The organism is Roseateles subflavus (assembly GCF_030285365.1).
GTDB classification, from domain to species: Bacteria; Pseudomonadota; Gammaproteobacteria; order Burkholderiales; family Burkholderiaceae_C; genus Roseateles_B; species Roseateles_B subflavus.
The window spans coordinates 591438-614285 of record NZ_JASVDS010000002.1; the positions used below are offsets into that span (position 1 = coordinate 591438).

The window sequence follows — 22848 nt, forward strand, 5'->3', positions numbered from 1 at the left end:
CCCGGCCAGCCGGTGCTTAGCGCCGCTGCCGCAGGTCCAGCCCGCGCCGGCTGGCCATCTCCTCGCCCATGGCCTGCTGCCGGGCGGCGTTCAGGCCCTGGCGGGCGCAGGGGAAGACCAGCTGGTTTTCCAGGCGCAGGTGCTCCTGGTGGAGGTCCACGAAGGCGTCGGCCGCACGGCTCAGCACGCCCCTCTGGCCTTCGGGTATCGGCCCCTCGGGGGTGCTGTCGAGCTGGGCCAGCAGCGTGCGCAGCACCTGCCATTGCGCGTGGATGCGCAGGTGCTCGTCGCGCAGCCGCGCGCAGGCCTCCTGCAGGCGTTCGTCGGCGGACTGCTCGAGCACCGGGAAGACGTGCAGCTCCTCGTCCTCGTGATGCAGGGGGGCGGCGATGTCGAAATAGCGGCGGATGTCCCGGGCGGCGTCCCGGGCGCTGCCGTCGACGCCCTGGAGCTTCAGGTGCAGGCACAGGCGCATGAGCAGCTGCAGGCTGCGCTCGACGCGCTCATGGCAGGCGCCGAGCAGCTCGAAGGGCTCGTCGTAGCTGCTGCCGAGGCGCTGCTCCGGCGACTGGCTCTGCGGAGCCTGGAATTTGATCTGGGCCATGCGGCCCATTGTGGCCGTGGTGGGGGGACCCCGGCTGCCATGTCCCTTTGATTCAGCGCAAGGACGCCGGGCGGGGCATGCGGGACAGTCCGGGCATCATCCTGGCACTTGACCCACACGTGGACACCCTCGACAGCCGCAGCCTGCAATCCGCCCACGCCACCGTGCGTCCGGCCGGCTTTGATGCCGGCGCCGTGCTGTGCCTGCCCTCCGACTGGGCGGCGCTGCTGGGGGCTCCGGCCCTGAGCACCACCGAGCTGCAGGCGCTGCAGGGGATGGCGACCCAGCACTGGGTGCCGGCGGGCAGCTTCGTCTTCACGCGCCAGCAGCCGGCCACGCAGCTGTATGCGGTGCTGGACGGCTCCGTGGGGCTGGGCCTGGCCCGAGCCGACGAGCCCTTCAATCTGGAGCGCACCGTGCGCGGCCCGCAGTGGCTGGATCTGGCCAGCGCCTGGCTGGGCGCCGAGCATGCGCAGGACGCGCGGGTCGTCAACGATGCCCGCGTGGTGAGCCTGCCGCTGCAGCCCCTGCGCACGCTCCTGATGCGCCAGCCGGCGCTGCAGGAGCGCCTGCTCGTCGCCCTGGCGGGCACGGTGCACAGCCTCACCAGCGTCACCCACGACCTCATGCACAAGGACGCCGAACGGCGTCTGGCCGCGTGGCTGCTGCAGTCCTGCGAGCCCGTGAGCGAGCGCGAGGGCCGCGTGGCGCTGAAGGAGCGCAAGCGGGACATCGCGGCCCAGCTGGCCATCACCCCGGAGACGCTGTCGCGCATGATGCGCCAGCTCAACCGCAAGGGGCTGATCGAGGTGCAGGGCTACCAGGTCCGCGTGCTCGACCTGCCCGCGCTGCGCGAGCTGGCCGGCGACTGAGCGTCGCTGCACGACGGGCGCACGCTGCTGCGCCGCAGCATCGCCCAAGCCCCTGCATCCGGGCGCGGCAAGCGTGACTTATCACTGCGTCTGCGCTGAAAACGGGGGTGCCAAGGCCTCACGCGCCGTGGGGTTGCTCATCTAGACTGGGTCGACAGTCAGTCCGAGACCTCACTTGTCCAGGAAGGAGCGCACCGTGCTTGCAGCTGCAGAAAAGTTCTTCTCGAACCACAACGCCCTGCCCACCATGCCAGAGGTTGCCAGCCGCCTGCTGCGCAGCTTCGACGACGACCGCATCAGCCTCGGGGCGATCGCGGAGCTGGTGTCCAAGGACGCCTCGCTGGCCGCCAAGGTGCTGCGCCTCGCCAACTCGGCGCGCTACAGCCCCTCGCACAACATCTCCACGCTGCAGGATGCCGCCGCGGCCCTGGGCATGGACAGCCTGCGCAATCTCTCGCTGGCGGCCTGCATGTGCGGGGCCTTTCCCTCGGTCCCGGGTCTGGACCGGACGCTGTTCTGGCGCCACAGCCTGGCCACGGCCGGCTATGCCCGCATCCTCTCGCGCATGCTGCAGCTGGACGCCGACACCACCTACCTCGCCGGCCTGATGATGCGCACCGGGCAGCTGATGATGGCGCTGTCCGACCCCGGGCAGGTGGCCGACGTCGAGAAGCACGCCGCCGAGCCGGGCAGCCGCTTCTCGCTCGAGATGCATCGCTTTGCCTGCACGCATGCCGATGTCACGGCCTCGCTCGCGCAGCACTGGCACTTCCCGAGCACCATGGTCGAGGCCTTCAAGGACGCCAACGCGCCCATGGAGATCCGGCCCTTCTCGCTGATGGCGGCGGTGCTGCACATGGCCGAGGTGCTGGCCGACGCGCAGCAGGCTCACGAGGATCCGGTCAAGGCCCTCAATGAGGCGGTGCCCGAGCTCGTGGCCCATGTGCACCTGGACCTCGACTACCTGCGCGCCAAGCTGGACGCCGCCGGCGATCTCAGCTCCGACGCGGACCTGCTGCTGCACTGAGCCCGGCGCGACCGCGCCTCCCGCGCCCCGGTGGCCCCCAGGCGCCGGGGCGTTGTCTCGTCAGGGGCTGTCGAAGCCGTGCAGCGCCGCCAGCACGCGCTCGGCGGTGGCCGGGGCCCGCAGCGGCGGTGCCTCGGGCCGGACACTGGCGACGGCATCCTGCAGCGCGAGCAGCACCGCGAAGGGCAGCAGCAGCGGCGGTTCGCCCACGGCCTTGGAGCGGTGGATGCTGTCGGCGGCATTGGGCCGGCCGAACAGGTGCACGCGAAAGTCCAGCGGCATGTCGTTGGCCGTCGGGATCTTGTAGGTGCTCGGCGCGTGCGTCAGCAGCTTGCCGCTCTGCGGATGCCAGCGCAGCTCCTCGGTCGTCAGCCAGCCCTGGCCCTGCACGAAGGCGCCCTCGACCTGTCCGATGTCCAGCGCCGGGTTGAGCGACTGGCCGACGTCATGCAGCGCATCGGCCCGCAGCACGCGGTACTCACCCGTCAACGTGTCCACCAGCACCTCGGCCACGGCCGCCCCGAAGGCGAAGTAGTAGAAGGGGCGGCCCTGCAGCGTCTGCCGGTTCCAGTGCAGGCCCGGCGTGGCGTAGAAGCCCTCGCTCCAGAGCTGGATGCGGCGCAGGTAGGCCTGCTGCACGAGCTGGCCGAAGGGCAGGGCGGCCTCGGGGCGTCCTGCCACGCCGATGCGGCCGTCGCTCCACTGCAGCGCGTCGGCCGGCGCGCCGAGCAGCTCGGCGGCCAGCGGTGCAAGGCGATCGCGGATGCGCCGCGCGGCGTCCTGCGCGGCCTTGCCGTTGAGATCCGCGCCGGTGGAGGCCGCCGTGGCCGAGGTGTTGGCGACCTTGCTGGTGTCGGTCGCGGAGGCTCGCACCGCCGAAAGCGGCAGCCCCAGCGTCTGCGCCACCACCTGGGCGACCTTGGTGTTGAGGCCCTGGCCCATCTCGGTGCCGCCGTGGTTCACCAGGACCGAGCCGTCGGTGTAGACGTGCACCAGCGCGCCCGCCTGGTTCAGGTGCACCACGTTGAACGAGATGCCGAACTTCAGCGGCGTGAACGCCAGACCGCGCTTGAGCACCGGACTCCCCGCGTTGAAGGCGGCGATCTCGGCGCGCCGGCGGGCGTAGTCGCAGTCCTGCAGCAGCTGGGTGGTGAGCGGCTGCATCAGGTTGTCCTCGACGACCTGGCCGTAGGGCGTGGTGTTGCGGCCGCCCTCGTCGGCGTAGAAGTTGCGCTGCCGCACGACGGCCGGGTCCAGGCCCAGGCGACGCGCGATGCCGTCGAGGATGACCTCCATCGCCAGCGCGCCCTGCGGCCCGCCGAAGCCGCGGAAGGCGGTGTTGCTCTGCGTGTTCGTGCGCGCGCAGAAGCCGTGCAGGGCCACGTGCGGCAGCCAGTAGGCGTTGTCGAAGTGGCACAGCGCGCGGGTCATCACCGGCGCGGAGAGGTCCGCCGAATGGCCGCAGTTGGCGATGAGGTCCACCTCGGCGGCCAGCAGGCGGCCCTCGGCGTCGTAGCCCACATCCCAGCGGTAGTCGAAGCCGTGGCGCCGGCCGGTGATGAGGAAGTCGTCGTCACGATCGAGCCGCAGCTTGACCGGGCGCTGCAGCCGGTCCGCAGCCAGCGCGGCCACGCAGGCGAAGAGCGCCGACTGCGACTCCTTGCCGCCGAAGCCGCCGCCCATGCGCCGGCACTGGACCTGCACGCGGTGGCTCTCCCAGCCCAGGGCGTGCGCCACGAGCTGCTGCATCTCGGACGGGTGCTGCGTGGAGCAGTGCAGCAGCAGGCCGTGGTCCTCCTGGGGCAGGGCGTAGCTGATCTGGCCCTCGAGGTAGAACTGCTCCTGCCCGCCGACGGACCATTCACCCTGCCATCGCAGCGGGGCGGCGGCCAGCGCGGCGGCGGCGTCCCCGCGCTGCAGGTGCATGGGCGGCACGACGTACTGGCCGGCGGCGTGGGCCTCCCGCGCGGTGAGCACGGCGGGGAGCGCCTCGTGGCGGATCACGCGGGCGGCCTGGGCCGCCGCGCGGCGGGCGAGGTGGCGGTCCGTGGCGATCACGGCGAAGACGGGCTGGCCCAGGTAGCTCAGCGTGCCCTGGGCCAGGAGGGGATCGTCGTGCAGCAGCGGGCCGCAGTTGTTCTCGCCGGGGATGTCCTCGGCGGTGAGCACGGCCACGATGCCGGGCAGGGCCAGCAGCGCCTCGCGATCCACGCCCAGCAGGCGGCCATGGGCGACGGGCGACAGCCCCAGCGCCGCGTGCAGCGTGCCGCGCAGCTCGGGCAGATCGTCCGTGTAGCGGGCCTCGCCGCTCACGTGCAGGGCGGCGGACTCATGCGGGCGGCTCGTGCCCGCGACCGGCGTGATGGCAGACGCGGGGGGCGGCGTCGTCAGCGTGTCGCGCGTGTTCATGCCTCACCTCCCCGGGCAGCGGTGCCGGGCGTGTGGCCATCGCGCCCGAGCTGCGTGGCCCACCAGACGCCGCTTTGCGAGGCCGGCAGCGGCTGCTCGGCCCGTGTCTCGAGCCAGCAGCGCCGCAGCAGGTTCTTCGCGACCTGCAGGCGGTAGGTGGCACTGGCGCGCAGGTCGCTGAGGGGCTGGAAGTCCTGCGACAGGGCCTCGCCGGCCCGCTGCGCCGCGGCCTCGTCCCAGGCCTGGCCGACGAGCGCCGCCTCGGCCTTCGCGGCCCGCTTGACGATGCCCGCCAGGCCGCCGAAGGCCAGGCGCACCTGCGCCACCCGGCCGGCGTCCAGGCGCAGCGCGAAGACGGCGCAGACGGCCGAGATGTCGCTGTCGTAGCGCTTGGCGATCTTGTAGCCGCGCACCTGCCAGTCGGCCGCGGGCAGGGGCACGTGCAGGGCCTCGACGAACTCGCCGGGCTGCAGGGCATTCTTCATGTAGTCGAGGTAGAAATCCTGCAGCGGCAGGCGGCGCTGTGCCTCGCCCCGGCGCAGCACGATCTCCGCGCCCAGGGCGATGAGGGCCGGGGCGCCGTCGCCGATGGGCGAGCCGTTGGCGATGTTGCCGCCCAGCGTGCCGGCATGGCGCACCGGCGGCGAGGCGAAGCGCAGCCACAGCTCGCGCAGGGCGGGCACCTGCGCCACGAGCGCGGCCCAGGCTTCTTCCAGCGGAACGCCGGCACCGATCCACAGCCCGGGCTGGCCGTCGGCCAGCGGCACCTCCTGCAGCTGCCGCAGGGCGCCGACGGCAGTCGTGCTGATCAGCGTGCCAACGTCGCGGTGCTGCTTGTTGACCCACAGGCCGATGTCCGTCGCGCCGGCCACCAGCCGGGCCTCGGGCTGCTGCTGGCGCAGCGCGGCGAGCGCCTCGAGGCTGCGGGGCGCATGGAACTCGCGGACGGCGGCCAGGCCCGGGTCCCACGCCGCGTAGGCCAGCGGCGGATCGGCCTTGAGCTGCTGCAGCGCGCGCTCGGCCGGTGCGCGGTCCAGGCGCTGCACCGGGGCGTCGAACATGCGCTCGCCCGCCTCGAGGATCGGCCGGTAGCCCGTGCAACGGCACAGATTGCCGGCCAGGCCGTCGGCCAGCTGCTGGCGCGTCGGGCGGGTGCCCTCCGCCTGGTGCGTCTCGTACATCGCCTGCAGCGTCATGGCGAAGCCCGGCGTGCAGAAGCCGCACTGGGAGCCGTGGCAGTCCACCAGGGCCTGCTGGACCGGGTTGAGCGCGCGGGCGTCGCCGAGGTCCTCGACGGTGAACAGCGCCTTGCCGTCCAGCATGGGCAGGAACTGGATGCAGGCATTGAGATGGCGCAGCTGCAGGCGCTCGTGATCGTCGAGCTCGCCGACCAGCACCGTGCAGGCGCCGCAGTCGCCTTCGGCGCAGCCTTCCTTGGTGCCGCAGGCATCGGCGGACTCCCGCAGCCAGCGCAGCACGCTGGTGGTGGGAGGCAGGTCGCGCACTTCCTGGATCTGGCCACGGAAGAAGAAGCGGAGAGGGCGTGTGTTCATGGGAGTCCTGGTCTAGCTTCGCACCATACGCGCGCGGTCGCGCGAACGGGATATGCTCACTCCTATAGTGGATATCAGCGGGCGAATATGGCGAAAGCGGCGGCACTGGCCAAGATCGAGCTCCAGCTCATCCGGGTCCTGCACACATTGATCAGCGAACGCAGCGTTTCCCGGGCCGCCCTGCGGCTCGGCAGCTCGCAACCGGCCGTCTCCGGCCAGTTGCGGCGTCTGCGCGCGCTCACGGGCGATGCGCTCCTGGTGCGCAGCGGCCAGGGCATGGCCCCGACACCGACGGCCCTGGCCCTGCTGGAGCCCGCGGCGCGCCTGCTGCTGGAGGCCGAGCGCATCTTCAGCCCGCGCCAGCACCGCCAGGCCTTCGAGCCCGCCACCGCGCGCCAGCGCTTCCGCATCGCCGCGAGCGACTACCTCGACCCGCTGTTCCTGCCCGCGCTCGTCGGCCGGCTGCAGCGTGCCGCCCCGGGCGTGCAGCTGGACCTGCAGCCGCTCTCCGCCGACTTCGACTACCGGGCCGCGCTGGCCCGCGGCGAGGTGGATCTCGTCATCGGCAACTGGCCCGAGCCGCCGGAGGAGCTGCACCTCGGCCGGCTGTTCAGCGACGAGCTCGTGGTGCTGATGAGCCGGGACCACCCCATGGCGCGCGCGCCGGCCCGCAGCTGGACGCCCGAGCGCTACCTCGCCTGCCAGCACCTGGCGCCCATGCCGCTGGCCGTCGCCCAGCCGGGTTTCGTGGACCAGCACCTGGCGAGCCTGGGCCTGCGCCGCAGCATCGCCGTGCGCAGCGCACATTTCGGGCAGCTGCCGCAGATGGTGGCGCGCAGCCTGCTGGTGCTGACGACGGGCCGCCAGTTCTGCAGCCGTTTCGTGGACCAGCTGCCGGTGAAGATCCTGCGCTGCCCGGTCGCGCTGCCGCCCATGCATTACTACCAGCTCTGGCACGAGCTGGGCCACACCGCGCCGGCGCACCGCTGGCTGCGCGAGCAGGTGCTCGAGGTCGCCCGTGAGCTGACCGGCGAGCCTGCGCGACCGACCCCATGACGATGACCTCCCTGACCGCTTCCACCGCCGCCGCCCGGCCTTCGCGCCTGGCCCTGCGCGGCGATCTGCTCGACTTCACCGGCCCGCCCGCCTGGGGCGGGCTCGACGACCCCGCCGTGCGTTTCCGGCCCGACCACTGGCTACTGATCGAGGACGGCCGCGTGGCCGGCGTCCAGGCCGAGGCGCCCGACGCGAGCTGGACGTGCGAGGACCACCGCGGCCGCCTGATCCTGCCCGGCTTCATCGACACCCATGTCCACTGCCCGCAGCTGGACGTCATCGCCAGCTACGGCACGGAGCTGCTGGACTGGCTCAACACCTACACCTTCCCCGCCGAGCGCCGCTATGCCGATCCCGCCGTGGCGCGCGCCGGCGCCGAGCGCTTCCTCGACGCGCTGCTGGCGCACGGCACGACCTCGGCGATGGTCTTCCCCACGGTGCACAAGGTCGCGGCCGAGACGCTGTTCGAGGCCGGCCGTGCGCGTGGCATGCGCCTGCTCACCGGCAAGGTGCTGATGGACCGCCATGCGCCGGACGGCCTGCGCGACGACGTCGAGCAGGCGAGGCGCGACTGCGAGGACCTCATCTCGCGCTTCCATGGCCAGGACCGCCTGGGCTATGCCGTGACCGTGCGCTTCGCCCCGACGAGCACGCCGGCGCAGCTCGCGATGGCGGGCGCGCTGTGCCGCCAGGACGCCTCGCTCTACATGCAGACCCACGTGGCCGAGAACCGCGCCGAGGTCGAGTGGGTGGCGAAGCTCTTCCCCGAGGCGCGCAGCTACCTCGACGTCTACGATCGCGTCGGCCTGCTGCATGAGCGGGCGGTGCTGGCCCACGGCATCTGGCTCGACGCGCAGGATCGCGCCGTCGTCGCCGAGCGGGGCGCGCAGGTGGCCTTCTGCCCGTCCTCCAATCTCTTCCTGGGCAGCGGCCTCTTCGACTGGGTCGCCGCCCGCGAGGCCGGCTTCACGGTGAGCCTGGCCTCGGACGTCGGCGGCGGTACCTCGCTCTCCACCCAGCGCACCCTGGGCGACGCCTACAAGGTCCAGGCCCTGGCCGGGCGCCGGCTGACCGCCTGGGCCGGCCTGCACGCCGCCACGCTTGGCGCAGCGCAAGGATTGGGGCTGTCCCACGAGATCGGCCACTTCGGCGTGGGTACACTGGCCGACGTCTGCATCTGGGACTGGGCCTGCGGTCCGGTGGCCGAGGCGCGATTCGCGGTCGCCCGCGAGCTGCACGAGAAGGTCTTTGCCTGGATGACGCTGTCGGACGAGCGCAACCTCGCCGCCGCCTATGTGGCCGGCGTGGCGCGCTACCGCCGGCCAGGCGCCGCCCCCGTCCCGCCACACCCCTGAACCGCAGATGTCTTGCTGATCGCCATGGCCGAACCCGTCCCCCGACTCGAACTCCAAGGCATCAGCAAGCAGTACCCGGCCGTGAAGGCCAACGATGGCGTCTCGCTGCGGGTGATGCCCGGGCAGATCCACGCGGTGCTGGGCGAGAACGGCGCGGGCAAGTCCACGCTGATGAAGATCATCTACGGTGCGGTCCAGCCCGACGAGGGCCGCCTGCTGTGGAACGGGCAGCCGGTGCAGGTGCGCAGCCCGGCGCAGGCCCGCCAGCTCGGCATCAGCATGGTCTACCAGCACTTCTCGCTGTTCGACACGCTGAGCGCCGCCGAGAACGTCTGGCTGGGCCTGGACAAGGCCCTCGGCCTCGCCGAGGTGTCGCAACGCATCCGCGAGCTCTCGGCCGCCTACGGGCTGGAGGTGGATCCGGCCCGGCCGGTGCACACGCTCTCGGTGGGCGAGCGCCAGCGCGTGGAGATCGTGCGGGCGCTGCTCACGAACCCGCGCCTGCTGATCCTCGACGAGCCCACGTCCGTGCTCACGCCGCAGGCCGTGCAGAAGCTCTTCGACGTGCTGCGCCGCCTCGCCGCCGAGGGCTGCGCCATCCTCTACATCAGCCACAAGCTCGACGAGATCCGCGCGCTGTGCCAGCACTGCACGGTGCTGCGCGGTGGCCGGGTCACCGGCGAGGTGGACCCGCGCACGGTGGACAACGCCGCGCTGTCGCGCCTCATGATCGGCAGCGAGCCGCCCCGCCTGCGGGCCGGCGCGCGCGAGGCCGGCGCCCCGGTGCTGCGCGTGCAGGGCCTGGACCTGCCGACGGACAACCCCTTCGGCACGGCCCTGCGCGGCCTGGACTTCGAGCTGCGCGCGGGCGAGATCCTCGGCGTGGCCGGCGTCAGCGGCAATGGGCAGCAGGAGCTGCTCGCGGCGCTGTCGGGCGAGGATGCCCGGGCACCGCGAGGCAGCATCCGCCTCTTCGACACCGACATCGCCCGGGCCAGCTGCCGCAAGCGCCGCCGGCTGGGCCTGCATTTCGTGCCGGAGGAGCGCCTGGGTCGGGGCGCCGTGCCCAGCCTCTCGCTGGCGGACAACACCCTGCTGACCCGCACCGAGTCCGTGAAGGCCGGCGGCTGGCTGGCCAAGGGCGAGGCGCGCCGGCTGGCCGAGGAGCTCATCGCCCGCTTCGGCGTGCGCTGCGGGGGCTCGGGCGCCGCGGCGCGCAGCCTCTCGGGCGGCAATCTGCAGAAATTCATCGTGGGCCGCGAGATCGACGCCGCCCCCAAGCTGCTGCTCATCGCCCAACCCACCTGGGGCGTGGACGTGGGCGCGGCGGCCCAGATCCGGGGGGAGCTGCTCAAGCTGCGCGATGCCGGCTGCGCGCTCCTGGTCTTCAGCGAGGAGTTGGACGAGTTGTTCGAGATCAGTGACCGCCTGGTGGTGATGGCGCAGGGCCGCCTGTCGCCCAGCCTGCCCGTGGCCGAAGCCACGGTGGAGCGCATCGGCGCGTGGATGTCCGGGCTCTGGGAGTCCGGCGCATGCGCGGCAGGCCAGGAGGCGAATCATGCTGCGGCTTGAGACCCGCCCCGAGCCCTCGCGGCTGATGGCCCTGGCCTCGCCCCTGATCGCGCTGGCCGTCACGACGCTGCTGGGGCTGCTGCTCTTCGTGGCGCTCGGCAAGGACCCGGTGCGCGGGCTGCAGATGTTCTTCTGGGAGCCCATCCGCAGCGCCTATGCCTGGAGCGAGCTGGGCCTCAAGGCCACGCCGCTGATCCTGATCGCCCTGGGGCTGGCCCTGTGCTTCCGCTCCAACGTCTGGAACATCGGCGCGGAGGGGCAGTTCATCGCGGGCGCGCTGGCGGCCGGCTGGGTCGCCATGCAGGCCGATGCGCAGACGAGCGCCGCGATCGTCGTGCCCGTGCTGCTGGCCGGCGTGGTGGGCGGCATGGCCTGGGCGGCGATCACGGCGCTGCTGCGGGACCGCTTCAACGCCAACGAGATCCTCGTGAGCCTGATGCTCGTGTACGTGGCGGACCTGCTGCTGGGCTACCTCGTCTACGGGCCCTGGAAGGACCCGAACGGCTACAACTTCCCGCAGACCGTCACCTTCGCCGCGGCCACCAAGATCCCGAAGCTCTTCAGCGGCTGGCGCGTCAACATCGGCGTGCTGATCGCCCTGGGCGCGGTGGCCGGCTTCTGGCTGCTGATGTTCCGCAGCTATGCGGGCTACGCGCTGCAGGTCGGCGGCCTCGCGCCCGCGGCGGCGCGCTACGCGGGCTTCTCCTCGCGCCGGGCGCTGTGGACGGCGCTGCTGCTGTCGGGCGGCATGGCGGGCCTCGCGGGCGCACTGGAGGCCGCCGGGCCGCTGGGGCAGCTCACGCCGCACGTGCCGGCGGGCTATGGCTTCGCGGCCATCATCGTGGCCTTCGTGGGGCGCCTGCATCCGGTGGGCATCGTGGGCTCGGGCCTGCTGATGAGCATGTTCTACATCGGCGGCGAGCTGGCGCAGTCGCGCCTGGGCCTGCCCAAGTCCATCACCGGTGTCTTCCAGGGCCTGCTGCTGTTCACGCTGCTGGCCTCGGACACGCTCATTCACTACCGCGTGCGCTGGGCGCGCCGGGCTGCCTGAGGTCGCACCATGGATCTGAACGCACTCGCCGCCCTCGTCGCCGCCACGCTCAACGGCGGCACGCTGCTGGCCCTGGCGGCCCTGGGCCTGCTCATCAACGAACGCGCCGGCGTCGTCAACCTGGGGGCCGAGGGCATGATGCTCGTGGCCGCCATCGCCGGCTTCGCCACCGCGGTGCACACCGGCAGCGACACGCTGGCCTTCGTCGCCGGCATGGGCGCGGGGGCCGCGCTGGCTGGCGTCTTCGCGCTGCTGGCGCTGTGGCTCAACACCAACCAGTACGCCGCCGGCCTCGCGCTGAGCCTCTTCGGCACGGGCTTCTCGGCCTTCGTCGGCCAGGGCTATGTGCAGGAGAAGCTCACCGCGCGGCCCAGCTTCGCCATCCCCGTCCTGAGCGATCTGCCCTTCGTGGGCACGGCGCTGTTCCGGCAGCATCCGCTGGTCTACGGCGCGATGGCGCTGACGGCCGGCCTGGCCTGGTTCCTCTACCGCTCGCGGGCCGGCCTGGTCCTGCGTGCGGTGGGCGAGTCCCCGGAGTCCGCTCACGCGCTGGGCTACCCGGTGCGCCGCATCCGCCTGCTGGCCGTGCTGGCCGGCGGTGCGCTGTGCGGGCTGGCGGGCGCCTATGTGTCGGTGGCCTACACGCCGCTGTGGGTCGAGGGCATGATCGCCGGCAAGGGCTGGATCGCCCTGGCGCTGACCACCTTCGCCACCTGGCGCCCGGCCCGCGTGCTGCTCGGTGCCTACCTCTTCGGCGGCGTCACGATGCTGCAGTTCCACCTGCAGGGGCAGGGCGTCGAGGTGCCGAGCCAGCTGCTGTCGATGCTGCCCTATGTGGCGACCATCGTGGTGCTGGTGCTGATCTCGCGCAACAGCGGCTTCATCCGCGCCAACATGCCGGCCTCGCTCGGCAAGCCCTTCCATCCGGGCGGCTAAGATCGTCGGCTGGACTTTTCTGCAGTTTTCACCGGCGCCTTGCAGCGCCGAACCTCCAAGGAGCACCCATGCGTCACATTGGCAAGCGTGATCTGATCAAGTGGGCCGGCTGGTCCAGCCTGGCCGCGGTGGCCGTGCTGGCCGGTTGCGGCAAGAAGGAAGAGGGCGCCGCCCCCGCGCCGGCAGCCTCCGCCGCCTCGGCACCGGCCCCCAAGGCCGAGCCGCTCAAGATCGCCTTCGCCTACGTCGGCCCGGTGGGGGACGGCGGCTGGACCTTCGCGCATGACAACGCCCGCAAGGCCGTCGAGAAGGAGTTCGGCGACAAGGTCCAGACCAGCTTCGTCGAGAAGGTCCCCGAGGCGGCCGATGCCGAGCGCGTCTTCCGCGACATGGTCGGCCAGGGCAACAAGCTGATCTTCGGCACCACCTTCGGCTACATGGAGCCCATGCTCAAGGTCGCCGCCGACACGCCGGACGTGAAGTTCGAGCATGCCACCGGCTACAAGCAGGCCGCCAACATGCGCACCTACGACTCGCGCACCTACGAGGGCGCCTACATGGCGGGCGTGGTGGCCGGCAAGATGAGCAAGAGCGGCACGCTGGGCGTCGTCGGCTCGATCCCCATCCCCGAGGTGATCCGCAACATCAACAGCTTCACCCTGGGTGCGCAGAGCGTGAACCCCAAGGTGAAGGTGCGCGTGGCCTGGGTCAACGAGTGGTTCAATCCGCCCAAGGAGACCGAGGCTGCCCAGTCCCTGATCGACGGCGGCGCCGACGTGCTGATGCAGAACACCGACTCCAGCGCCGTGCTGCAGACGGCCGAGAAGAACGGCAAGTACGCCTTCGGCTGGGACTCCGACATGACGGCCTACGGCCCCAAGGCCCACCTGGCCTCGGCCGTGATCAACTGGGGCCCGTACTACATCAAGGCCGTGCGTGACGCGCTGGACGGCAAGTGGACGGCCGGCGCAGGCAGCCACAGCTGGTGGGGCGTCAAGGAAGGCGCGATCGACCTGGTCTCGCTCGCCGAGACGGTGCCGGCGGACACGCGCGCCCAGATCGACAAGGTCAAGGCCGGTCTGAAGGACGGCAGCTTCGCCATCTGGAAGGGCCCCATCGTCGGTCAGGACGGCAAGGACGTGCTCAAGAAGGACGAGGTCGCGGACGACAAGTTCCTCTCGGGCATCAACTTCTACGTGAAGGGCGTCGAGGGCAAGGTGCCCGGCGGCAAGTAAGCGCCGGCGCCTCCCGCGCAGCCCAGCCACCCGCCGAGAGGCCGGTGGCTTTTTTCATGCCGGCCGTCAGGCCCTCCGCTGCCGGCAGGCCATCCGCGGCCGGCGGCTGTTCATCGGGCGCGGCTGCAGATCGTCCGGGAGGGATTGGCAAGTGGCCGGGGCCTCACTACATTTGCGCGGTGCCTGGCGATGGCCGGGCGGATTCAACGAGGAGAGCCCCTTGAACGCACAACATCGGAAGTCCGCGGCCCCGCGCGCCGCCCTCAAGCAACTGGCCCTGTGCCTGACGCTGGCCGGCAGCGGCCTGCTCCTGAGCGCGCCGGTCCTGGCCGCCACCAGCGCCAAGCAGACCAGCGCGCCGGCCGCGCCCGTGGCGCCCAAGCGCTACACCATCGAGCAGTTCATGGCGACGACCAACATCGGTGGCGCCTCCTTCAGCGCCGACGAGAAGCGCATCCTCTTCCACAGCAACAAGACCGGCATCTTCAACGTCTACAGCATCGCCGTGAGCGGCGGCGAGCCCGTGGCCCTGACGAGCTCCACCAAGGACAGTCACTACGCCGTCAGCTACTTCCCCAAGGACGACCGGGTGCTCTACACCCGCGACCAGGGCGGCAATGAGCTGAACCACCTCTATGTGCGCGAGCTCGACGGCAGCGAGAAAGACCTGACCCCCGGCGACAAGCTCAAGGCCATGTTCATGGGCTGGTCCGGCGACAAGAACAGCTTCCACGTGGCCACCAACGAGCGCGATCCGCGCTTCTTCGACGTCTACCGCTACGACGCCAAGACCTATGCCCGCGAGCTGGTCTACAAGAACGAGACGGGCATGAACGTCGCCCAGGTGAGCGACGACGGCCGTTGGATCGCCTTCGGCAAGACCAACACCACGGCCGATTCGGACGTCTACCTCTACGACACGAAGTCCAAGGAGAGCAAGCACCTGACGCCGCACCAGGGCGTGGCGAGCAACCAGCCCGCCGGCTTCGACCCGGCCTCGAAGCGCCTGCTGCTCACCAGCAACGACGGCGCCGAGTTCGCCCGCCTGATGAGCTATGACCTGGCCACCGGCAAGATGAGCGAGCTGGAGAAGGCCGACTGGGACGTGGCCTACACCGACTTCTCCAATGACGGCCGCTTCCGTGTCACCGGCATCAACGCCGACGCCAGCATCGTGCTGAAGCTGCGCGAGCTGGGCAAGGACGGCGTCGAGCGCGACGTGGCCCTGCCCAAGCTGCCCGGCGGCGAGATCCGCGGCGTGCAGTTCTCGGGCAGCAGCACCAAGATGGCCTTCTATGTGAACGGCGACCGCTCGCCCAGCAACCTCTTCGTCTACGACTTCGCCAGCAAGCAGGTCAAGCAGCTGACGCAGAGCATGTCCAAGGAGGTGAACCCCGAGGACCTCGTGGACGCGAAAATCGTGCGCTTCAAGTCCTTCGACGGCCTGAGCATCCCCTCGGTCTACTACCAGCCCAAGGAAGCTTCGCCGACGAACAAGGTGCCCGCCGTGGTGTGGGTGCACGGCGGCCCCGGCGGCCAGACCATGCGCGGCTACTCGGCGCTGATGCAGTACTTCGCCAACCACGGCTATGCGGTGCTGGGCATCAACAACCGCGGCAGCTCGGGCTACGGCAAGAGCTTCTTCACGGCTGATGACGGCAAGCACGGCCGCGAGCCGCTGTGGGACTGCATCGAGGCCAAGACCTACCTCGCCAGCACCGGCGTGATCGACCCCGAGCGCATCGGCATCATCGGCGGCTCCTACGGGGGCTACATGACCCTGGCGGCGATGGCCTTCCGCCCCGAGGCCTTCAAGGTCGGCATCGACATCTTCGGCGTGTCCAACTGGCTGCGCACCCTCGAGTCCATCCCGCCGTACTGGGAGAGCTTCCGCCAGGCGCTGTACCAGGAGATCGGCGACCCGGTGAAGGACAAGGACTTCCTCATCGCCACCTCGCCGCTGTTCCACGCCAAGGAGATCCGCAAGCCGCTGATGGTGATCCAGGGCGCCAATGACCCGCGCGTGATCAAGCCCGAAAGCGACGAGATCGTCGAGGCCGTCAAGAAGAACGGCGTGCCGGTGGAGTACGTGGTCTTCGACGACGAGGGCCACGGCTTCTCGAAGAAGAAGAACAACATCGAGGCCAGCGGCCGCATGCTGCAGTTCCTCGACAAGCACCTGAAGACGGCCAACGCGCCGAAGTGAGCGCGACGCGGGGAGGGGCGGGCGGTCGCACCGCACGCCAATCCTCGCGCCGAACCGTCCATCGAACCCCACCCCTCGCCTGGGCCTGCCGCCCCGCGAGGGGTGTCTGCATGAGGAGCGGGCCTATGTCCGGAGGCAACTGGAAGGAAATGTTCAACGCCGCCGTCGAGGGGGACCTGGCACTGGTCGAGTACCACGTGCGGGCTGGCGTGGACGTCAACTACGCGCACCCCGAGTTCCTGTCGACGCCCTTGGTGGCGGCCATCCTCGCCGGGCAGGAGGCGGTCGCGCGCTACCTGCTGCAGTCCGGCGCGAATCCGGACCTGCCGTCCGAGTTCGACAGCGCAACGCCGATGCTGGCGGCCCGCCGGGTCGGCCTGCCGGCGCTGGAGGAGGCGCTGCTCCGCGCGGGCGCCACGCCGCTGCCGCCGCCTGTGGGGAAGCGCCGCCGCCTGGGGGGCTGGCTGGGGGACTGGTTCGCGGGCGCCAAGGCCTGAGGGACTTCAGCCTTCGCGCGAGGGCGCGCGACAGGCGCCGCGCGGGGGGCCGGGGCCGGCCCGCGCTCAGCGAATGACTGCCGGCTGTGCCTGGGCGCTGCGGTTGTCGGCCGAGGCCTGCGCGGCGGCGAGGTCGGCCCGGCGGGCGCCGGTGAAGCGCTTGGCCCAGTAGGCCTCGCGCAGGTCCTCGACGCGCACGGCGCTGCCCACGCGGGGGCTGTGGATGAACTTGCCGTCGCCCACGTAGATGCCCACGTGCGAGAAGGTGCGCTTCATCGTGTTGAAGAAGACGAGGTCGCCGGGCTTGAGCTCTTCCTGCTTGATCGGAATGAGGCTGGACAGGCGGGCCTGCTCGTCGGCGCGATGCGGCAGCACGAGGCCGACGGACATCTCGAAGATGTGGCGGGTGAAGCCGCTGCAGTCGAAGCCGCTCTCGAGGGACTTGCCGCCGCGCTTGTAGGGCACGCCCAGGAAGTTCATGGCCGACATGACGAGGTCGGAGGCGGTGTCCCGGACCTGGTTCAGGATCCGGTTCTCGCTGGCGTTCTTCATCAGCCCGGTGTCCTGGAGGAAGCGGGTGATGGCGTCATTGCCGGCGGCGGCGCCCGCAGTGCCGGCGCCTGCCGCCGCCGCGGCGGCGAGGTCGGCGGGGGCCGGGGGCGTCTTGGCGGCCGCATGGGCGGGGCCTGCGGCACCGGTCGTGGCCGGCGGCGTCACCTGCTGGCTCAGGCCGTAGGCCCCCATCATGGTGCCAGGCGGGGGCGCGATCGCCGCATTGCCCGGGCTCCCCTGGCCCGCAGGCTGCTGCTGGGCCTGCACGCCCGCCGCACACAGACCCAGCGCAAGCACGGCCGTGGCCAGTGCGGGGCGCAGGGAAGCTTGGCGGTGGGGGAGGCGTCGGGCTGGCAGCATCGGGAACTTGATCTCGGCCGCGCAGCTTAAGAAGCGGGTCTTGGCAGTGTCAAGCAAGGCAGGGGCAAATCAGAGGCAAACCGCGGGTAAGTCCGGGCGCCGTTCGACGGCCGAATTCCCCCGCGTTTCAATTGGGGACCGACCGGTATTGGACCATAGGCGGCGGCCGGGAAATGTGTCCAAGCGCACGCCAGGCGCCGCTGTCTTGAGCCAGGGCAATTGTCGTCCGCGCGACGTCCCGGGGTCAGGCTGTCGTCAGACCATGACCGTGAAATTCGCCGTAATTCGTAATTATGGAAATACAGAGGTCGGCCATGAGCAGCAATTCCAGCCCGTCCACTGGCGACTACGCCAGCTTCTATCGCCGCTCGGTGGCGCAGCCGGACGACTTCTGGCGCGAGCAGGCCGGGCTGATCGAGTGGCAGACGCCTTTCCGGCAGGTCTGCGACTACGACCGCCCCCCGTTCGCGAAGTGGTTCGTGGGCGGCACGACCAATCTGTGCCACAACGCCGTGGACCGCCACGCCCGGGACCGGGGCGAGCAGAACGCGCTGATCTGGGTCTCGACCGAGGTGAACCAGGAGCGCATCTACAGCTTCCGCGAGCTGCAGCGCGAGGTGGAGCGCATGGCCGCCATGCTGCAGGCGCAGGGCGTGGGGCAGGGCGACCGGGTGCTGATCTACATGCCGATGATCCCGGAGGCCGCCTTCGCGATGCTGGCCTGCGCGCGCATCGGGGCGATCCATTCCGTGGTGTTCGGCGGCTTCGCCAGCGTCTCCCTCGCGAGCCGCATCGACGATGCCACGCCCAAGCTTGTCGTGAGTGCCGACGCCGGCAGCCGCTCCGGCAAGGTCGTGCCCTACAAGCACCTGCTGGATGAGGCCATCCAGCTGGCGCAGCACAAGCCGCAGGCCGTGCTGATGGTGGACCGCGGCCTGGCGCCCTTCGAGCGCGTGGCGGGCCGCGACCTCGACTACGCCGCCCTGCGCGAGCAGTACCAGGACGCCCAGGTGCCCTGCGCCTGGCTGGAGTCCAATGCCGTCAGCTACACGCTCTACACCAGCGGCACCACGGGCAAGCCCAAGGGCGTGCAGCGCGATGTCGGCGGCTATGCCGTGGCCCTGGCGGCCAGCATGAAGCACATCTACTGCGGCAACGCCGGCGAGACCTACTTCTCCACCAGCGACATCGGCTGGGTCGTGGGCCACAGCTACATCATCTACGGCCCGCTGATCGCCGGCATGGCCACGCTCATGTACGAGGGCCTGCCCACCGTGCCGGATGCCGGCATCTGGTGGCAGCTGGTCGAGCGCTTCAAGGTCACGGTGATGTTCAGCGCCCCCACGGCGGTGCGCGTGCTGAAGAAGCAGGACCCGGCCTACCTGGGCAAGTACGACCTGAGCAGCCTGCGCGCGCTGTTCCTGGCCGGCGAACCGCTGGACGAGCCCACCGCCACCTGGATCGCCCAGAGCCTGGGCCGACCCATCATCGACAACTACTGGCAGACGGAGACCGGCTGGCCCATCCTGTCCATCGCCAACGGCGTGGAGAAGAAGCCCAGCAAGTTCGGCTCGCCGGGCGTGGCCATGTACGGCTACCAGGTCAAGCTGCTGAACGAGAACACGGGCGAGGAGCTCACGGGCGCGAACCAGAAGGGCGTGGTCGCCATCGAGGGCCCGCTGCCGCCGGGCTGCCTGCAGACGGTCTGGGGCGACGACGCGCGCTTCGTCAACACCTACTGGTCCAGCATCCCCGACAAGCTCGTCTACTCGACCTTCGACTGGGGCATCCGCGATGCGGACGGCTACTACTACATCCTCGGCCGGACCGACGATGTCATCAACGTCGCCGGTCACCGCCTGGGCACCCGGGAGATCGAGGAGAGCATCGCCAGCCATCCCAACGTGGCGGAGGTGGCCGTGGTGGGCGTGGCGGACGCGCTCAAGGGGCAGGTCGCGATGGCCTTCGCCGTGCTCAAGGACGGCAGCCGTGCGGCCACCGAGGACGGCGCCCGCCAGCAGGAGGCCGAGATCATGAAGCGCGTGGACGAACAGCTCGGGGCCGTCGCGCGCCCGGCCCGCGTGCGCTTCGTGACGGTGCTGCCCAAGACGCGCTCGGGCAAGCTGCTGCGCCGCGCGATCCAGGCGGTGTGCGAGCAGCGCGATCCGGGCGACCTCACCACCATCGAGGACCCCACTGCGCTCCAGCAGATCCGCACGCTGGTGAACGGCTGAGCGCCGCGGGTCGGCACGGGGGGCGTGCGCCCCTCGATCCGGGCGACGCAATCGTTTTGTCGGTGTTTGTCCCGGTGCGATGACCTCCGGGCGCACGCGGGGTGGCGGGCACAATCCGCCCACCTTCTGCTGACCCGCGCGGGCGCCCTGGCGGCCTGCGCCGCAACCCCATGACCACGATCCAGACTTCCCGCCGCCTGGCCGGCGCGCTGCTCCTGGCCGGCCTGTCCGGCCTGGCCTCCACGGCCGCCCTGGCCGACGCGGCGACGACCCTGCCCGCGCCGCCGTTCCCCACGCTGAAGACCGCCGCGCAGATCCGCCAGGCCTGCGATGGTGGCCTCGCCGCAGCCAAGAAGGCGCTGGCGCTGCTGGAGCGCCGCAAGGTCGACGTCACCTGGATGGCCGCCTTCGACGACTACGCCGCCACCGTGGAAGACGGCCAGGGCCCCGTCGATTTCGTCCAGTACGTGCACCCGGACAAGGCCGGCCGCGACGCCGCCCAGGCCTGCTCCATGCGCTGGACGCAGTTCAACTCTGGCGTCGCCCAGAACGAGCTGCTCTACAAGGCCCTGAAGCGCGCCCCGACCCCCACCGCGCGTGAGCGCGAGCTGCAGCGCGTGGCGCTGGGGGCCTTCGAGGACAGCGGCGTGTCGTTGCCCCCGGCCAAGCGCCAGCGCGCCAAGGCCATCATCGACAAGCTGGGCGAGCTGGACCAGCAGTTCAACAAGAACATCCGCGATGCCAACGTCCAGCGCGCCTACACCGAGGCCGAGCTCCAGGGCGTGCCGGAGGGTGTCTGGAAGAACGCCCGCCGTGACGCCGAGGGCCGCGTCCTGCTGGGCGTGGACTATCCGAGCTACGGCCCGGTGCTGCAGTCCGCCGAGAACGCCGAGGCCCGCCACCGCATGTGGGAGGCCAAGGTCAACGAAGGGGGCGAAGCCAATCTGCGCCTGCTGGCCGAGATCGCCCAGCTGCGCCGCGAGTACGCCGGCCTGTTCGGCTACGACAACTACGTGGACTTCAACCTGCGCCGCCGCATGGCGGGCAACGCGCAGACCGCCTGGAAGTTCCTCGACGAGGTCCAGGCGACGGTGACCGAGCGCGAGCGCGCCGACGTCGCGGACCTGCAGGCGGCCAAGGCCCAGCACCTGGGCGTGCCGGCCGAGCAGGTGAAGATCGAGCGCTGGGACGCGAGCTTCTACTCCGAGCGCCTGCGCCAGGCGCGTTTCCAGGTCGACCAGGAAGCGCTGCGCGAGTACTTCCCGGCCCAGGAGAGCCTGCGCTTCGCCATGCGCATCATCGAGCGCCTGATGGGCGTGAAGTACACCGAGGTGCCGGCCGATCTGTGGCATCCCGAGGTGAAGGCCTTCGCCGTGAGTGACGCCGCCACCGGCAAGCCGCTGGCCAATCTCTACGTGGACCTGTTCCCCCGCGAAGGCAAGTACAACCACGCCGCCGTGTGGCCGCTGCGAGGCAGCGCGACGCGCGTGGGCCGCCTGCCGGCTGCGGCGCTGGTCGTCAACTTCAACCGCAAGGGCCTGACGATCGACGAAATGGAGACGCTGCTGCACGAGCTGGGCCATGCCGTGCACAACAACCTCAGCAACACCTACTACGTGCAACAGGCCGGCACGGCGGTGATGCACGACTTCGTGGAGGCGCCCTCGCAGATGCTGGAGGACTGGGTCGTCAACAAGCAGGTGCTGCCGCTGATGCAGGAGGTCTGCCCGAGCTGCAAGCCCATGCCCGAGGCGCTGGTGGACAAGGTCGTCGCGGCCAAGAACTTCGGCAAGGGCACGCAGTACGGCCGTCAGCACCTCTACGCGAGCTACGACCTTGCCCTGCACGGCAAGGAGCCGCAGGACCCGCAGGCGCTGTGGGCGAAGATGGAGGGCGCGACGCCGCTGGGCCACGTCCCGGGCAGCAAGTTCGTGGCCGGCTTCTCCCACATTGCGGGGGGCTATGGCGCGGGCTACTACGGCTACCTGTGGAGCCTGGTGCTGGCCATGGACCTGCGCAGCCCCTTCGCTGCCAGCAAGCTCGACGCCGAGATCGGCCGCCGCTACCGCGAGCGCGTCCTGGCGCAGGGCGGTCAGAAGCCGGCGCCGGAGCTGGTCCGCGACTTCCTGGGGCGCAATCCCAGCAATGCCGCCTTCTTCGACTACCTGAAGCACTGATCGGCGCCGCTGACCCCCCGCTTCCCAGGCCCGCCCTCCGGCGGGCTTTTTTCTTTGTGGGCCACCGCCCGCGCCTGACGGCGAGGTGTAGCGGCTTATTTGTTTCCAAACCTTTCAAATGTGGCATTTGCAAGGAAATCCTGGCTACCCTGTCAGCTCTTTCAGGTTGCGGTCCATGTCAGGGTTTTGCTGGACTGTGGGGCTGGGTGAGATGGCCAAAATGCGCGCGTCTTCACCTGGGAGGTACTGCCGGTGAGGGCGCATAACAGTCCGGGCGCCTTGCAGTGAACCGGCATGTTGGGATGCAGGACAGAAGTGAGCGTGGTATGAACTTGAGCAGGCATTGGAGCGCCACCCTGGCGATGGCCGGGTTGATGGCGATGGCGTCTGCCGCGCAGGCGTTGAGCTTTGCGGTGAACGAGGGCGTGACCTACCGGGTCAGCAACGCCGAGATCCAGGCCCGCTATGCGGCCATGGCCACCGACCTGTCGAAGCTGCTGCAGCAGCCCGTCACCATCGAGCCCATCGCCGACTACAAGACCTTGCGCCAGGGCCTGGCCGACAAGCGCTGGGAGCTGGCGATGGTGCACCCGGCCCATGTGTCCATCGAGGCCATGAAGCATGCCGGCTACCGCCTGGTGGCCGTCACCAAGGGCTTCACCGAGTACAAGGCCGGCTTCCTGGTGCGCTCCGACGCCGCCTGGACGCAGCTCACGGATCTGCGCGGCCAGCACCTGGGTGCCCCGGACGAGGACTCCATCACCTCCGTGATGCTCAGAGCCACGCTGCGGGACCTCAAGATGAGTGCGCCCCAGGTGCGCATCACCTACACGCGCTACCAGGACGCCGTTCCCTTCTTCGTCGAGAACTACCTCACCCATGCCGGCGTGACCGCCTCCGGGGCCGTGCTGAAGGCCTGGCAGGCCAAGGGCGGCAAGATCCTCGGCTACACGCGGCCCGTGCCCATCAAGCACATCATCGCGAGCCCCAGCCTCACCAGCGAGCAGCTGGAGAAGGTCCAGCAGTACCTCACGAACCTGGACGCGACCGAGGAGGGCCGCAAGAAGCTCGAACCGACCAAGTGGAAGGGCTTCCAGCGCTTCGACCAGGCCGAGATGATGAAGCTGGGCGAGTGGCTGGACGTCCGCTGAC

General features: G+C 70.6%; 17 protein-coding genes. 13 read left to right on the forward strand and 4 right to left on the reverse strand.

What is annotated here, in order from left to right; translation table 11 throughout:
• Positions 1-16: 16 nt before the first annotated feature.
• Entirely contained in the window at positions 17-604 is a 588-nt protein-coding gene (locus QRD43_RS08485) for a hemerythrin domain-containing protein (RefSeq protein WP_285982051.1), read from the reverse strand.
• A 119-nt stretch (positions 605-723) separates the two neighbouring features.
• On the opposite strand from QRD43_RS08485, the gene QRD43_RS08490 reads away from it, so the two are divergent.
• Both QRD43_RS08490 and QRD43_RS08495 read left to right on the forward strand, forming a co-directional pair.
• Positions 724-1476 (forward strand): Crp/Fnr family transcriptional regulator, encoded by a 753-nt coding sequence (locus QRD43_RS08490; RefSeq protein ID WP_285982052.1) that lies wholly within the window; start codon positions 724-726, stop codon positions 1474-1476.
• A 196-nt stretch (positions 1477-1672) separates the two neighbouring features.
• Entirely contained in the window at positions 1673-2503 is an 831-nt protein-coding gene (locus QRD43_RS08495; RefSeq protein WP_285982053.1) for an HDOD domain-containing protein, read from the forward strand.
• 60 nt (positions 2504-2563) lie between these two features.
• Here QRD43_RS08495 and xdhB read toward each other — a convergent pair whose 3' ends face one another.
• Both xdhB and xdhA read right to left on the reverse strand, forming a co-directional pair.
• Positions 2564-4912, reverse strand: a complete 2349-nt coding sequence (gene xdhB, locus QRD43_RS08500) for a xanthine dehydrogenase molybdopterin binding subunit (RefSeq protein ID WP_285982054.1) — start codon at positions 4910-4912, stop codon at positions 2564-2566.
• A complete protein-coding gene (gene xdhA, locus QRD43_RS08505) occupies positions 4909-6465 on the reverse strand; it encodes a xanthine dehydrogenase small subunit (RefSeq protein ID WP_285982055.1) in 1557 nt (518 codons plus the stop codon). Before xdhA ends, xdhB begins: the two co-directional genes overlap by 4 nt.
• Positions 6466-6552: 87 nt before the next feature.
• On the opposite strand from xdhA, the gene QRD43_RS08510 reads away from it, so the two are divergent.
• The 8 genes from QRD43_RS08510 to QRD43_RS08545 all read left to right on the forward strand — a co-directional run bounded on the left by QRD43_RS08510 (position 6553) and on the right by QRD43_RS08545 (position 16373).
• On the forward strand, positions 6553-7521 hold the full coding sequence (locus QRD43_RS08510) for a LysR family transcriptional regulator (protein ID WP_285982056.1): 969 nt from the start codon (positions 6553-6555) through the stop codon (positions 7519-7521).
• On the forward strand, positions 7518-8876 hold the full coding sequence (guaD, locus tag QRD43_RS08515) for a guanine deaminase (protein WP_285982057.1): 1359 nt from the start codon (positions 7518-7520) through the stop codon (positions 8874-8876). The genes QRD43_RS08510 and guaD overlap by 4 nt, the downstream gene beginning before the upstream one ends.
• A 24-nt stretch (positions 8877-8900) precedes the next feature.
• Positions 8901-10448, forward strand: a complete 1548-nt coding sequence (locus QRD43_RS08520; protein ID WP_285982058.1) for an ABC transporter ATP-binding protein — start codon at positions 8901-8903, stop codon at positions 10446-10448.
• Positions 10435-11499, forward strand: a complete 1065-nt coding sequence (locus tag QRD43_RS08525) for an ABC transporter permease (RefSeq protein WP_285982059.1) — start codon at positions 10435-10437, stop codon at positions 11497-11499. Before QRD43_RS08520 ends, QRD43_RS08525 begins: the two co-directional genes overlap by 14 nt.
• Positions 11500-11508: 9 nt before the next feature.
• Positions 11509-12435 (forward strand): ABC transporter permease, encoded by a 927-nt coding sequence (locus tag QRD43_RS08530; protein ID WP_434063842.1) that lies wholly within the window; start codon positions 11509-11511, stop codon positions 12433-12435.
• A gap of 68 nt (positions 12436-12503) precedes the next feature.
• Positions 12504-13670 (forward strand): BMP family ABC transporter substrate-binding protein, encoded by a 1167-nt coding sequence (locus tag QRD43_RS08535; RefSeq protein WP_285982060.1) that lies wholly within the window; start codon positions 12504-12506, stop codon positions 13668-13670.
• A 220-nt stretch (positions 13671-13890) separates the two neighbouring features.
• Positions 13891-15876 (forward strand): S9 family peptidase, encoded by a 1986-nt coding sequence (locus QRD43_RS08540; protein ID WP_285982061.1) that lies wholly within the window; start codon positions 13891-13893, stop codon positions 15874-15876.
• A gap of 125 nt (positions 15877-16001) precedes the next feature.
• Positions 16002-16373 (forward strand): ankyrin repeat domain-containing protein, encoded by a 372-nt coding sequence (locus QRD43_RS08545; protein ID WP_285982062.1) that lies wholly within the window; start codon positions 16002-16004, stop codon positions 16371-16373.
• A gap of 66 nt (positions 16374-16439) precedes the next feature.
• Here the strand turns inward: QRD43_RS08545 and QRD43_RS22745 are convergent, their stop codons facing one another.
• Positions 16440-17342: a C40 family peptidase gene (locus QRD43_RS22745; protein ID WP_434063843.1), complete on the reverse strand. Its 903-nt coding sequence runs from the start codon at positions 17340-17342 to the stop codon at positions 16440-16442.
• Positions 17343-17599: 257 nt separating this feature from the next.
• Between QRD43_RS22745 and QRD43_RS08555 the strand changes: the two genes are divergently transcribed.
• The 3 genes from QRD43_RS08555 (at position 17600) to QRD43_RS08565 (ending at position 22847) form a co-directional block, all read left to right on the forward strand.
• Positions 17600-19519 carry a propionate--CoA ligase gene (locus QRD43_RS08555; RefSeq protein WP_285982063.1) on the forward strand — a complete coding sequence of 640 codons (1920 nt, stop codon included), beginning with the start codon at positions 17600-17602 and terminating at the stop codon, positions 19517-19519.
• A 170-nt stretch (positions 19520-19689) separates the two neighbouring features.
• Positions 19690-21696 (forward strand): M3 family metallopeptidase, encoded by a 2007-nt coding sequence (locus tag QRD43_RS08560; protein WP_285982064.1) that lies wholly within the window; start codon positions 19690-19692, stop codon positions 21694-21696.
• 326 nt (positions 21697-22022) lie between these two features.
• Positions 22023-22847, forward strand: a complete 825-nt coding sequence (locus QRD43_RS08565; RefSeq protein WP_285982065.1) for a phosphate/phosphite/phosphonate ABC transporter substrate-binding protein — start codon at positions 22023-22025, stop codon at positions 22845-22847.
• Position 22848: the final 1 nt, after the last annotated feature.

Coding starts and splice junctions, on each gene's coding strand:
- QRD43_RS08485 (WP_285982051.1), bottom strand. CDS start 604: ATGGCCCAGATCAAATTCCAGGCTCCGCAGAGCCAGTCGCCGGAGCAG.
- xdhB (WP_285982054.1), bottom strand. CDS start 4,912: ATGAACACGCGCGACACGCTGACGACGCCGCCCCCCGCGTCTGCCATC.
- xdhA (WP_285982055.1), bottom strand. CDS start 6,465: ATGAACACACGCCCTCTCCGCTTCTTCTTCCGTGGCCAGATCCAGGAA.
- QRD43_RS08510 (WP_285982056.1), top strand. CDS start 6,553: ATGGCGAAAGCGGCGGCACTGGCCAAGATCGAGCTCCAGCTCATCCGG.
- guaD (WP_285982057.1), top strand. CDS start 7,518: ATGACGATGACCTCCCTGACCGCTTCCACCGCCGCCGCCCGGCCTTCG.
- QRD43_RS08520 (WP_285982058.1), top strand. CDS start 8,901: ATGGCCGAACCCGTCCCCCGACTCGAACTCCAAGGCATCAGCAAGCAG.
- QRD43_RS08525 (WP_285982059.1), top strand. CDS start 10,435: ATGCTGCGGCTTGAGACCCGCCCCGAGCCCTCGCGGCTGATGGCCCTG.
- QRD43_RS08530 (WP_434063842.1), top strand. CDS start 11,509: ATGGATCTGAACGCACTCGCCGCCCTCGTCGCCGCCACGCTCAACGGC.
- QRD43_RS08535 (WP_285982060.1), top strand. CDS start 12,504: ATGCGTCACATTGGCAAGCGTGATCTGATCAAGTGGGCCGGCTGGTCC.
- QRD43_RS08545 (WP_285982062.1), top strand. CDS start 16,002: ATGTCCGGAGGCAACTGGAAGGAAATGTTCAACGCCGCCGTCGAGGGG.
- QRD43_RS08555 (WP_285982063.1), top strand. CDS start 17,600: ATGAGCAGCAATTCCAGCCCGTCCACTGGCGACTACGCCAGCTTCTAT.
- QRD43_RS08560 (WP_285982064.1), top strand. CDS start 19,690: ATGACCACGATCCAGACTTCCCGCCGCCTGGCCGGCGCGCTGCTCCTG.
- QRD43_RS08565 (WP_285982065.1), top strand. CDS start 22,023: ATGAACTTGAGCAGGCATTGGAGCGCCACCCTGGCGATGGCCGGGTTG.